General features: G+C 45.9%; 10 protein-coding genes. 1 reads left to right on the top strand and 9 read right to left on the bottom strand.

Annotated elements, in window-relative coordinates; all coding sequences use genetic code 11:
- Nucleotides 1-31: 31 nt before the first annotated feature.
- The 9 genes from AC0UMU_RS09115 to AC0UMU_RS09155 form a co-directional block, all read right to left on the bottom strand.
- Entirely contained in the window at nt 32-1060 is a 1029-nt protein-coding gene (locus AC0UMU_RS09115) for an ATP-binding domain-containing protein (RefSeq protein ID WP_004328961.1), read from the bottom strand.
- A gap of 8 nt (nt 1061-1068) precedes the next feature.
- On the bottom strand, nt 1069-3135 hold the full coding sequence (locus AC0UMU_RS09120) for an NERD domain-containing protein (RefSeq protein ID WP_004328962.1): 2067 nt from the start codon (nt 3133-3135) through the stop codon (nt 1069-1071).
- A gap of 163 nt (nt 3136-3298) precedes the next feature.
- A complete protein-coding gene (mobV, locus tag AC0UMU_RS09125) occupies nt 3299-4687 on the bottom strand; it encodes a MobV family relaxase (RefSeq protein WP_128857724.1) in 1389 nt (462 codons plus the stop codon).
- 202 nt (nt 4688-4889) lie between these two features.
- Nucleotides 4890-5960, bottom strand: a complete 1071-nt coding sequence (locus AC0UMU_RS09130; protein ID WP_004328964.1) for a DUF6371 domain-containing protein — start codon at nt 5958-5960, stop codon at nt 4890-4892.
- A 134-nt stretch (nt 5961-6094) separates the two neighbouring features.
- Nucleotides 6095-7510 carry a DUF3987 domain-containing protein gene (locus AC0UMU_RS09135; RefSeq protein ID WP_004328965.1) on the bottom strand — a complete coding sequence of 472 codons (1416 nt, stop codon included), beginning with the start codon at nt 7508-7510 and terminating at the stop codon, nt 6095-6097.
- Entirely contained in the window at nt 7503-7856 is a 354-nt protein-coding gene (locus tag AC0UMU_RS09140; protein WP_004328966.1) for a helix-turn-helix domain-containing protein, read from the bottom strand. The genes AC0UMU_RS09135 and AC0UMU_RS09140 overlap by 8 nt, the downstream gene beginning before the upstream one ends.
- A gap of 221 nt (nt 7857-8077) precedes the next feature.
- Nucleotides 8078-9220, bottom strand: a complete 1143-nt coding sequence (locus AC0UMU_RS09145; protein ID WP_004328967.1) for a DUF6043 family protein — start codon at nt 9218-9220, stop codon at nt 8078-8080.
- Between the two features lie 46 nt (nt 9221-9266).
- Entirely contained in the window at nt 9267-10598 is a 1332-nt protein-coding gene (locus tag AC0UMU_RS09150) for a site-specific integrase (protein ID WP_004328968.1), read from the bottom strand.
- A gap of 13 nt (nt 10599-10611) precedes the next feature.
- Nucleotides 10612-11910, bottom strand: a complete 1299-nt coding sequence (locus AC0UMU_RS09155; RefSeq protein ID WP_004328969.1) for a site-specific integrase — start codon at nt 11908-11910, stop codon at nt 10612-10614.
- Nucleotides 11911-12236: 326 nt separating this feature from the next.
- On the opposite strand from AC0UMU_RS09155, the gene AC0UMU_RS09160 reads away from it, so the two are divergent.
- Nucleotides 12237-12458 (top strand): winged helix-turn-helix domain-containing protein, encoded by a 222-nt coding sequence (locus AC0UMU_RS09160; RefSeq protein ID WP_009317574.1) that lies wholly within the window; start codon nt 12237-12239, stop codon nt 12456-12458.
- The last annotated feature ends 187 nt before the right edge of the window (nt 12459-12645 follow it).

Below are 12645 nucleotides of genomic sequence, written 5' to 3' on the forward strand. Positions count from 1 at the left end.
ATTATCCTCGTTTTTTAGGAGTTGACAAACCTCATAGTGTTAATTTGGGACCACTCGTAAGACTCGTATCATAAAGCGAAGTAGGTACATCATCAAAAAGACTGGAAAGATTGCCTGAGTGCATTATATACAAAGCTCGATAGGTTCTTGTCACGGCCACATATAGTGGATTTCGGTTTGCATCGTCTTCAACAGTACATTCAGGAATGAAAACATGTTCAAATTGAAGTCCTTTAGAACTATGGTAGGTCATCATCTTTGGATTGTCTGAAGAAAAATCTAGATCCATAAACTGTCCATACTTAGCTTCAACGTTTACACCATGATTCTTGAAATATTCATATGCACGCTCTACTTCATCATTGTGTCTAAATAGGATGCCGACATCCTCCATGTTTTTGTTTTGAATAAGCGAAATGATGGCATCATACTGTTCAGTAATGTTATTGTACTTGATAATCTTTGGTTTTTCAACACCCTCTTCAGTACAACGCTCTTCAAGTTCGTCACTTTCGGAATTTAGATACTGTGCAAGACGGGCTATCTTTTTGGGTAATCGATGATTGAACACAAGCTGTTCGACAGGGAACTTAGTAAAATACTGTATATCCTCCATTGAAACAGTTTGCTTATCTTTAATAAAAGTATAAAGTTGTTGAGCCGAATCACCATACAACAATAATGCTTTTTTTGCCTTAGAACGGAATAGTTCTATATCCTCTTTGGAAAAATCTTGTGCTTCATCCACAATAATATAATCAGCACTTGGACATCCAGCTCTATTCTGCCAATGCCAATGATAATCAACATTTCGTTGTGGAATACCTACCTGTGAAATGCCATCAGCCATATATTGCATTAGTGCTTTAGTGAACACAATGTAAAGATAGGTACCCTTATGCTCATCTTGTATCTGTTTTGCCTTCCACAAGGCAAGAATGGACTTTCCACTACCTGCACAACCCTTAACAATGTAGGAGTTATCTGTTTTCTTGTTAATCACCTTTACCTGGTAATCATCAAGTTCGGAATCTTTAACGTAAAAACTTCTCTTAGCCATGATTAGATTTATAGATTTATGTTAAAACTATCAATTATTATTTCATTGTTTTTTGAATGGCAGCAAATTGCCCAATCATCATTTTGCTTGTATTTGGTGGAGTGTATGACGTGGATAAGGTTTGCTGTTTCCATCCCTTGCATGATAGCTGTCTTAAGAGGTTTCTTACACAGCACTCGATAACACACCCTGCTTTCGTCATTTGATTTGTGAGAATGACTTACGTTGAATGTTTGCTGCATAAAGCAAAAGTTTCTACATCCATCATGACAAGCACACGACAATGGTAAAAGCGTCTCAATGGTTCTGCTTTTACGGACATAGTCATTTATTGCATTATTCATCAATTGAGGATAGAAGTATCCTGAATGCTCGTCTTTAGTTGTTACATCAAGCATTATAAGCAAACCGTTTTCATGAAGAAAAGCCGTAAGTTTCTTTGCCATTATTGCATATGCATTTGTTGGTAGGACTTTTTTAGAAATTAACTCACAAACCATCTTGTCACAGAGGATAAAATGATAATCGTTCTTTCCGAATGCAAGTTTTTCCACGTCTTCAATTGTGCCTAACGTCTGGCTAAATATACTTAGTTCGACTTGTATATTTTTATTAGGGTTACACTCTACTAAATCCTTGAGTATGGCTAAAGCACCATCATTGCCATCTATTGCTGTGATGTTTATCTTTGTATGAGGTAAATGTCTTCCAATTGCTGTAATCAAGCCAAGAATTTCCCCACCTGTACCGCAACCGTAATCCAATACACTAATCTCATCTTGTTCCAACGTTTTCTTCAGGCATTTATTCTGCAAAAGATTATCAGCAATACAAAACATCTCTGCATAACTGCGAGGAAAGTAAGTACCAAGATAAACTTTAAGTTCTTCTTCGTTGAGATCAAGATTATACTCATAACGCTCATGCTCTGGAGCATAAATAGCTTGATGTTCATTGAAAATCTTTTTGTCAAGCCAATGTGGCAGAACCGTTTTTGATTTTCGGAAACAAACGTTCGAATTAGTATTTGACAGTTCTTTTGATTGATGTTCTTCGACAACACCAGATGAATTGTCTCCTTCGGTTGCAATTCTCTCGCCTTCTTCCCAAAAGATTGTAGAAGGTGAAATGGCTTTAACAGCATGATTAGTGAACTTTGCGAGTTTTGCACAATGTTCACCGATGCCATCTGCATTTATTGTCACAACATATTCTTGAGTTAACCTTATTCCGTGTGCTGCAAAAGATGAAGATGCCCTTGTGCTGTCAAGCACCTTGACTGTAAAATTGTCGAGCTTGAGCGATAATTTTACTATCCTTTTCACAAAATTCGAAAGTGCAATACTATTTTCGTCCTCGACAACAAAAGAATCAAAGTTTAACATTATCTCTTTTTTCTTTTGTTTTTTCTCTTCAGTGTGGGGCTCGTACTTCTTTATATCTTTGAACAACTCTATTTTCTCAATTGGCTCTGCTGGTTTATCATAAGTAGCATTGCTGAATTCCGTCAGGTAGAAGGGATTTAGGTTGAGAGTTTCCGCAAGTTTAACGATTCCGAGTGGGTCAAGGTCGGTGTGAGGACAAGTGATGTCATCCAACTTTTCAATGAAATGTTCGCTATCAGTAATGTGAAGCCAAGACCTGTTGGTGGCACTTAAATTGTTCTCCAACTCTATTGGTTGATGGAAAATAATAAGGTGTGGCACATCCTTGATTTGGTTCTTTTCAACACCTAAGACTTTAAGTTCTTTCTTTACCGTGGAATGATTTATCCTAGCTTGTTGAAGAACAGTCTTTCTCGAACCTCCCTTAATAATTTTACCATTGTATGTCCATTCTCCATTTTCATTGGCAACAACATTACCTCCATAATTTTTGAATTCTATAGAAATAATAGCGTCCTTCTTTATAAAGAGGGCATCTAACTCACATCCAATATTATAGTTGCCTGCGAACACACAGAATTCATTCGAATCCTCATAGTGAGCTTTGAGTTGCTCACAGAGAAACCGAAACTGCTCACGTTCTGCTGTTGTGTCAAAGTTTCCGACTCTGAATGTTAAAAGTCCTCCCATTACAAAACATCAATACTATTTTTGTAAACTAAATGATCTTTGTTTCTGTGCTGACTTTTTCGGTTAAGAATTGTCAGTTTTTGACTACAAAGGTACATAAAATATAGCAAACACTTGTATGTATAGATATGAATTTGCAATAAATGTATTTACTATAAATCGACTATCTTCGTTTAATCGAAGTATGCTTCTTTGCTACGTTATCATTCCACGGAAGGTCAGACGATGAGCCACCAGTTCCTGTCCCGACATGAACCTCTGCCGGCCCACCGAAAGCAAGCGTGAATGCCGCCCCAAGCAACTGTGCCTGTATCTCGTTCACCTGTTCCTGCGGATCGAATACAGCATTGACAAACTCCTCGTCCGTGATCTGGCCGTTGAAATGTCTTTGAGCCACATCATAGTCTATCTGGAATTTGATGTTCTCAAAAAGTTCATCACCGACCCGTGTCCAGATGTGGAGCGACGGATTCCGATAGTTTGAGACATTGATACGTACAAGCTCGGCACCGGACGAGAGGCTGTAACGTTGGGGATTGGCCTTGCGGTCAAGCAAACTTATCTGCTTTCGCTGCCTGTCTATGAGTGCATCCTTCTCCTTGAATTGCCGTTCTGCTGCTTCCGCCTGATGAATGGCCTTGTCTATTTCTTTTTGATAGCCGTTTCGCAGTTTTCCGATTTCTGATTTATGTTGTTCCTGCAACCGAGCCTTTTCTGCCTGAAGTTCCTCAATCTGTTTATTGAGTTCGGCTATCAGCCTGTTCTTGTCAGCCAGTTCCTTCTTTGCCTTGGAAAGGTCTCCCTTGCCGAACCATGCGAGGATGGTGCTCCTGCCTTCTTGCGCCTTCTCCACATCGGCCTGCAACTTGGCTATATCCTCTTCATACTGGATTACCTGCTGCCTGTAATATTCCGAGTTAACCTGATGCTTGGCGGTAGAACCGACAATTCCACGCTGCAACCCGAACGGTTTCATGGCCTTGGCATAGCTGTTCTGGTATTCATGCAATTTGGTACGACGCATCACGTCATCCGCCGACAGACGGGGTCCGGACTTCGTTTCATATTTCTTTTCGCCCTCCCGCTTCCTGCGGATACGCTCACCGGTTACAATGGGTACGACTGTGGCGTGCAGGTGTGGGGTCTTCTCGTCCATATGCAGCACGCAGGACACAAGGTTGTCATCACCAAAGGTTTCCTTTAGCCATTTGAGATTGGCATCGATCCAACTGTCCAGTTTGCCGTCATTGGCAATTTCCATCATCTGCTCATGCGTTCCGGTCAGCATTACGCGTATTGCCTTTGTCTGGTTCTTGCTGACTTTGCGGCGTAGCCCGGCTGTCTCGATGCGGCACTGTATCGCCTCGGTGCGATTGGACACGCCATCGGGAAATCTGACCAACTCACGGTTGAGATGTGTCCGGTCCGCATCGGCATTAACCGACACATAAATCTTTCCCTTGGCATCCTTTCTTTCTATATGGCATGACATTCCACTGTCATTACCGCTGCCACGTTGCAGGTGGCAGACAGCGTATTGTGTATTACTCATATCTGTTCGTTATTTTATTGTTATTCTTGTTGTAAAATCCCGTCCAGACAGCCGGAGGCACACCCGGGAGCCTGAGGAATTCCCCGGCTTATGGGCTTTTTGACTGCCGGACGCGAAGCGGAGACAGTGAAAATGCCCTAATAAGCTACGGGATTTTACAACCCCATTTTCACGGGACAGCGAGCTGTCCATTGATTCTCCTTCATTCGATCTTCCCTGCATCCACCAGTTCAAGTCCGAAGGTGTCGATGAAGCTCTGCAACATTGGATTGCGTTGTATCATCCTCGCGAGAATCATCTGTGGCGTGTCCTCCATCAGCAGGAAGTCGGCGATGTCCAGTCCCCGACTACGCTGTTCATCGGTCGCCATCTTTTCCAGCAGGTCGGAACAGGTGACACGCCTGCAGATAGTCTCCAGCATCGACAGTCGTTGCCGCCATTCGTCGGTTGCCTTGAGATCGGGGAAAAGGATCACTTCACGTTCTTTCAATACCTGCATGGCCTCGCTGTTGAAACAGCCGTGCATTCCCCCGGTGGCAAGCCATACAAAATCAGGGATGAACAGGGCGGCAACCAGTGCCGTCTTCTCGCTTTCGACAATGGCTACAGGCTTGGCTGACATGGCAGCGGAAGTGTCCGAAAGCAGATGTTCACCGAACAGGCACTGCTTCATGTGGAAATCCGGCACTTTTCTTACAGAATGGACCCAGTTGACTTGACTGAAAGGCTCTTTAATCCGGTGCCCGGTTACGGCATCGTAGCCCATAATCTTGCCTGCACGCACGTTACCCCTGACATCTATCTGCCAGAACACGGTCGAACCGTTCCACATCCTTGACGTGCCGACTTTGTAAACATGGAACAACCGGCCGGCTTCCTCCTTTCCCGCCACTTTGGTGAAGTAACGGTACAAAGGATTGATGTCGTACCCGCGCATGGATTGCTCCACCCAATCATAGGGAAGATAAGAAATCTCCGGTTCTTGTTCTGTTGGCGGTTGTTTTGCTACATACTTTACTGTCGCGAATGCACTGCCGTTCATTTTATGGCCAGCCGATGTTTCCCTTGCTGACGGATTGTCCCGGAAGTATTCTTTCGGGGAATAGTGATAGCCACAACTGTGGATGTGGTCGCATTTACCCACGTATCCCGGGAAAGAAATCTCTCCCGCCTCGTCGATATAACGGGTAAAGCAGGACTTCCTTCCGCACCCCGGACAGACGGTCTTGCTGCCCGGTTTGTATTTTTGAAGATGGAATCTATATTCGTTCATAATGTTGTCGGTTATGTGTTTCTGCAAATGAATACCACCATTTGCAGTTTGCAGTTCTTGCAGTCCTGCAGGAATTTCCCCTTTTCAGTCCTCGAAACTGCAAAACTGCAAAGACTGCAGGCTGCAACAAGGGATCATCCGTTGCAGTTTCGTGGGGATGATTCATTATTGTTTTCATTGGATTTTCCAGATTTATCATACATGATTTTCTCGTAATGTCCGGCTTTTGATTTCCGGAGAAGCCTGCTGTGGCATAACTCTTTCAGGTAATTCATGACAGTCCGCTCGCTGACGCACTGCCGTTCCTTTCCAATGATTATTGCTGTTTTTGTATCAAAGGTATCAGGCAACATAGACAGCAGCACCTTGGGAGGGTCTTCACAGGTGTCATTCGCCACGAAAGAACGGATACGCGTGTATGATTCCTCAAAATAGTCGTTCAGCCGTATGGCGGCTTTCACCGATGATACATCTATAAACTGCAGGTGACTTTCACCGGACGCGTGGCGCAAAACCTGAATTATCAATGCCAGACGGGCTACATGAGCCGGATGTTTCATTTCCCGGCTGTCCACCTCGGCATCATCCTCTATCCGGTTGATACGCTCCACTTTCCTGTTCCACCAGGAGAAGAAGTATTCCCTGGCCTCCCCGTCCATGGACAGCACATGGGGTATTTTTTCTTCCGCTTCGGTGTCATAGTCCAACGCAAGGACCTTGTTCAATATATTCTCCCAACGGGCTGCAGCGAGGGATGTCCTTTCCCCATCGTCGTCCCGGTTTTTCCAGGATGAAAGTTTGGGGGATTTGGGCATCACGAACAGGATACGGTCAAGCAGCCCGTTTTCCTCGAAACCTTTTTTCAGAAGCTCGTGTACACGCTTGGTCTGCGTGGTCCCGATGATATTTATACATGGATGCTCGATGTGTACAGGAACTGGGGAGTTTACCCTGGTAACATCCAATGCCCCGCCACTCCATGCAGTCAGGAGCTGTTCTATGAGCTGCCCGTTCGTGTAACGGTTGGCGGAATTGAACATGCCCATGATCTCGTCCACCAGAATGACCACGCTTCTCGGGTTGTGGTGGTGGGTCAGTAAAAGCGACTCGGGAGTGAAATCAGAGACTACAGTACGTTTCAGGACAGGTCTCTTCCCGTTTTCTCCCGCGGCTTTCCATGCCTCCAGTTCTGCCTCGTAAACCTTGAAAAGGGCATAGTCACGTTTTCGGATCGGGCGATATGCGGCCTCCAGCGGTGGGGTCTTGCCCAGTCCGGGCCTGCCTACCAGAATGACGTACAACGCTCCGCTGCTCTGCCAGTCTCCTTTGATGCGGATACGGTATGCGCCTCCCAGGGCCGCGGATACAGCCGACAACATGGCCGTCGCGGTGAACTCGATCTTGTAGTTCTCGTATGTGGCCATATCGAGTATGACAGACTGCACGGTTTGGGGCAGGACCTCCAGCGGGAATCCCGTTCTTTCAATATCCTCCGCCTCCATGCGGATTCTGTTACACAGTTCAAGCCTGCCGGTTGCCATATCACACATTTTTTCTCTTGCAATAGGATGTTACACTCTCGGACTTGTTGCCTGTCTGTACCCGGCGTACATCGGACTTGGCATACATGTTCTTGTTACCGACCTTGACCGGTACGAGATAGCCTCGTTTCGCCCACAGGTTGAGCGTGCCCTCGCACACGTTCAGCAACTCACGGACCTGTTTTGTATTGAGATAAGTCTCCTCCGCTTCACGCAGTATCGCGGCTCTCTGTTCTTCCTGTTGCGCCATGATGGTACGCTGCACGATGGATTCAGCGAACATTTTAAGGTCAGCGGGAGTGACTTCCAGTTTCACGTTCGCTCCCTGCTCGACCAGACTCTCTATGGTAATCATAAATATCAATTTTGAAGTTTGTGACGACCATCTTCAAAAGTTCCCTGGTGCCCCGCTTCCGATGGCTTATAAAAGAGAAGCACCGCCAGCCCTCGGGAAAGGATTGACGGTGCAAAACTATACATGAATTAAAAGTAATTGATATATAGTGATTTGTCTTAAATTATCATGACAATATAAGTCCGTGTGACAACGTGAAAAGGTTATAATTGGCCTTATTTCTATGCAATGGTCATCGTGCCTGTACCTGGGATATTACTGATAGCCTGTGCCAATTTCCGGAACAGTTCCCGGTTATCGTCACTTTCTATAAGGGGTGCCATCTGGTCTTTGCCGTCCTTGATAACGTGTTTTGCCGTTCTCAGGAACCCGACCGACTGCCGTATGGCGCTCTCGCTTTTCAATGACGGCAAATCCGGGAACTGCAATGTCAGCCCCATGCTGTACTCCTTGGCTGTATGCATACCGGCAACCAGATCGAGTTCCTTCAATACATAGAACGGTAATGCCTGATGAATGGCACTTGTATTGACGGAAATAAAGTCGCGGATATGTTGTAATACAACTTCCTTGTTCTCGTGATCAAGATAATCGGCAAGTGGCCGTTCCTGGATTTTTTTCTTTCCGGCCACGCGTTGTACAACGGGTTCCCTGACGCTGTCTTCGGCCCGAGTTGTAATCGTATCCCTGCTTTCTTCATCGGTTTCCATGTCAGCCGTGATGGTCTGCAAGGCCCATTCGCCGACATAGCCTTTTTCAATGGCGCTGTTCATGGCAAAATACCTGTCCCAGTCTGCCCGGGTTCGGAAACCGTTCCTGATGGATACGTTTATTATCTGCTTGACGACAAGGGAACAGCCCTGCCTGTCAGCATTGTCAGCTTTCGGATTCTTCATCTGTTTCTCTATCATGGAAACCATCGCCTCGAAGCTCTTTCCATAATACAGCCAGCTCAACACGAGCGGTGCCGAAAGGGTGACACCCGGCTTGGAAGATTTGCCGCTAAAAAAGGACTTTATCCTGCCCCAGAATGTGACCGGTGGAATGTTGTCGGGCAGAGGATTGTTTTCCTCCCTCTGTTTCCTGTACAGCTCCACGATCTGCCCGGGTACCGCGTTCTCCGCGAATTGCATGCCTATATTTGCAAGGCCATCCGTGCTGTCATCGTTCCAGGACAATTCCCATTCCCGCCTGATACTGGGGAGTTGCCTGAATATGGCTTTGCAGATGGCAAGATACTGCCTCTCGTCACCGTTTGTCATCAGGCGCGAGAAGCGGTTGTATTCTTCACGGTGCGTGTTCTTCCACTGGAGAATATCCTCCTTGAATTGTTCGTATGTCAACTTCTGCTCGTCCATATTCATATTGCATTATCGGTGGATATAAAAGGATAGGTGGAAAAAGAAACGGTCAATCCAGAAGGTTTACCAGCTCCTTCTTCATTTCATCGTCTATCTTACGGTACCGGGCAAAGGCACGGCTACCCTCAGAGTGCCCGGACATGGAGGCAATCAGGTTCGGGTCCTTGACCTGCTTGTACAGGTTCCCGATGAAAGTCTTCCTCGCTGTGTGGGTGGTGGCCACCTCGTACAATGGTCTTGCCACATCCTCGCGCGTCTTCGGGTCGAGCACCCTGACCATACGGTCAATTCCCACGTATTTGAGAATCTCCTTTATTTTCTTGTTGTAGCCGAAATGCGAGAATCTCGGGAGCAGCGCTTCTTCCAGGTCCTTGTACCTTTCTAGTATATCCAAAGCCTTTTGGTTAAGCGGGACCCGTACCGTGCCCGCGTGCTCCAGCTTGGTCTTCTGGGGAATGTACTCCACACAACCGTCCACGATATTCGCCTTGGTCAGCCGGTTCAGGTCACTGACACGGCAGCCGATCAGGCACTGGAACATGAAGATGTCACGATAGACCGGATAGCTGGCACCCATGCCGCTTAAGTCGGCATAATATACCTTGTCACGTTCTTCAAGTGTCAGGTAGAACGGGTCTCCGTACATGGGCTGTGCGATCTGGTACTGGTCGAAAGGATTATTTCGTGTAAGGCCACGCTTGATGCACCATTTGATGACGGTGCGTACGCGGTACAGGCTTCCCGACATGCTGTTCTCGGAACGTACCTGCTCGACATTACGGCAGACCTCGTTCTGGTAAAACACGGGATACATGTCAACATACTTGTGCTCTTCCTGCAGCCAGAATTTGAAATCCCTTATGTCATCTGCCGTGATGGAGTCAATGCAAAGATGGAAGCCCCTCTGGTGCATGACCTCATGGCGGAAACGCTCGTAACGGAGTACCTTGTTGAGATTGTCAAGATGATGTTTCCGGCTCTCGAACGCGAGTGGGGTCTCGTCAGCATATTTTTGTATCTGGTATGACAACAGGTATTCCTCTGCCTTGTTGCCGCCCCTTGCATTGATGTTGGGGTGATGGTATTCTTCTATCAGTCCCTTGAGCCAGTTCCCGTCAACTCCACGGCTGTATTCCCTGGTAATCAGGTGGGTGATTTGCTGGATATCCCTGTCGAAAGCGTTCTTCTTCTCTTCCGAGACAAGAGCCACACGTGGTTTGTAGCCTTGCCTCTCCGGGCTCCAATGGTTCGGGTTGATGGACAGCTCGCTCGCGGCCTTTATGTCCACACCACCGATATCCCGGACACGGAAATAGACTCGGGCAAGATCCGTCACGTTGTTTTTCGCCGATGTCTTTCTGATAAATGCTGTTACTTTCATGTATATATCCTCCTCAGTTTATCATTTCAACAAGTTTTCGTTTCATGTCATCATCTATCGTCCGGTAACGCCGGAAGGCCCTGCTGCCTTCCACGTGGCCTGACATGGAGGCTATCAGGTTGGGGTCCGGAACCTGCCGGTACAGATTGCCTACAAAGGTCTTGCGTGCCGTGTGGCTGCTGGCCACCTCGTACAAGGGCTTCTGTACGGTGTTGTAGCCGTGCGTGTCAAGAATGGTGACCACACGGTCAATGCCACAATGTTTCAGCAGTTCCCGTATCCCCAGATTGTAAGTGTTGATGGGCTTGAAGGGAAGCAGCTTGCCGGTATTCCCGCTATAGCGTTCCAGTATTCTGACCGCCTTTTCATGCAATGGAACCCTGACGGTTTTCGCCTGGCACTTCTTGGTCTTTTGAGGCATATACTCCAGAAAACCGTCCTTGATGTTCTCCTTGGTCATCCTGTAGAGATCACCGACACGACAACCGACATAGCAGTGGAACACGAAAATATCCCGGATGACAGCCAGTTTCGGGCAGTCGCTCAGGTCCGCGTCGTACAGGACATTCCTCTCTTCCGATGTGAGGTAGAACGGGTCGCCGTAGGTCGGCTCCTTGCAGCCATAAACAGCATAGACTTCGTTATCGGAATACTTCATTCTCTTGCACCAGCGCAGGAACGTGCAGAAAAGGTTCATGATATTGATGACGGTTGTGTTGGATAGAGGCTTGGGCTTGTGGTTGATGAGCATACGGGGAGTATAAAAGTCAGGATACTCCTGGCGGAACAGGTATTCGTTGGTGACATACTCCCTGAAGTCGTTCATCTGCCCCAAGGTGACAGTTTCAACGAAGAGAGTGAAGTCAGTATCGCCCAATAATTCACGCCGGAACTCGTGATACCTGGTCATCGTTCGCTCGAAGCGGGCGATGTGCTCCTTGGTTCTTTCCGCGCCGTCATATTTTTCCAGGTACTCGTGGATACGGTGGAGCAGGTTCGGGTGATCACGCTCGAAAGCCCGCGCGGGATGCAGGACATCCTCGATGACCTGTTTCATCCATTTGCCGTCAGCCTTCTCCGAGAAGGTCTTTTCCGCTCTCTCGATGATGGCGGCGATCTGTTCGGGCACCCGCTTCTGTTCATTGGCCGTCACGGCAGTCGTTCGCCTGTAACATAAGGTATCGGTATCCCAATACTTGTCATGGACCGCGATGGGGGAAACCACTTTGATGTCCACGTTCTTCTCCCGTACCCGGAAGCAGATGTTTGAAGTGGTCGCGGAACATTTTTTCAGATAGACGGAAATTTTCATTTGCTGTACCTTTTTGATTACATGACAAAGGTAAATAAATTCCCGAATATGTTCCCATATATCCCGAAGAAACTTGCAACGAATTAAGACAAATTAAAAAGTCATTCCCGAATCTGATACCACATAAAGTATTGAATATTAGAGGTTATATTTGCACTTGTTTAGATCTTTTTTTCATTTTCGACTTTATTCGACTTCTCAAATATCAGATATTGCAGTTCCACGCTTTTTTTATGTCTTTTCTATACATAAACAACAATTTTTCATGCGTATTTATCGCTGTTAAAAGTTAAATTTATTCTACCAAACCCTTAAATATTTATTGTATGGATAAGATGATCATCGGTGAAAATGCCGGAAAAATCTGGCAAGCAATGAAAAATATAGAAGAAATATCAATTCCTGAATTAGCACGTAAGCTCGATTTAAGTGCTGAAAGTACAGCCTTGGCAGCCGGATGGCTGGCGAGAGAAAACAAAATTTGTATTAGACAAAAAAACGGTGTAATAAAACTATTTAATGAGAACTACTACGCTTTTCGTTATTAATAAATATCCAATAAATATTTTTATTTCTAAATCATTTCATCAACGCTAAACCGGCTTTTCAATGGTTAACTATCCGACTCATTAGAAAACAAAAGCCTTAAATATCTTTTCAAAAAATTTCTAACTTACTCGAGGAACATTCAGTAAATAGTATAAAATTAGCCAACTAATTCATACACAAAGTATT

It is taken from the genome of Coprobacter fastidiosus (genome assembly GCF_982245605.1).

Excerpts from the sequence above, each read along its gene's own strand:
- AC0UMU_RS09115 (WP_004328961.1), bottom strand. The coding sequence starts at position 1,060 with ATGGCTAAGAGAAGTTTTTACGTTAAAGATTCCGAACTTGATGATTAC.
- AC0UMU_RS09120 (WP_004328962.1), bottom strand. The coding sequence starts at position 3,135 with ATGGGAGGACTTTTAACATTCAGAGTCGGAAACTTTGACACAACAGCA.
- mobV (WP_128857724.1), bottom strand. The coding sequence starts at position 4,687 with ATGAGTAATACACAATACGCTGTCTGCCACCTGCAACGTGGCAGCGGT.
- AC0UMU_RS09130 (WP_004328964.1), bottom strand. The coding sequence starts at position 5,960 with ATGAACGAATATAGATTCCATCTTCAAAAATACAAACCGGGCAGCAAG.
- AC0UMU_RS09135 (WP_004328965.1), bottom strand. The coding sequence starts at position 7,510 with ATGTGTGATATGGCAACCGGCAGGCTTGAACTGTGTAACAGAATCCGC.
- AC0UMU_RS09140 (WP_004328966.1), bottom strand. The coding sequence starts at position 7,856 with ATGATTACCATAGAGAGTCTGGTCGAGCAGGGAGCGAACGTGAAACTG.
- AC0UMU_RS09145 (WP_004328967.1), bottom strand. The coding sequence starts at position 9,220 with ATGAATATGGACGAGCAGAAGTTGACATACGAACAATTCAAGGAGGAT.
- AC0UMU_RS09150 (WP_004328968.1), bottom strand. The coding sequence starts at position 10,598 with ATGAAAGTAACAGCATTTATCAGAAAGACATCGGCGAAAAACAACGTG.
- AC0UMU_RS09155 (WP_004328969.1), bottom strand. The coding sequence starts at position 11,910 with ATGAAAATTTCCGTCTATCTGAAAAAATGTTCCGCGACCACTTCAAAC.
- AC0UMU_RS09160 (WP_009317574.1), top strand. The coding sequence starts at position 12,237 with ATGGATAAGATGATCATCGGTGAAAATGCCGGAAAAATCTGGCAAGCA.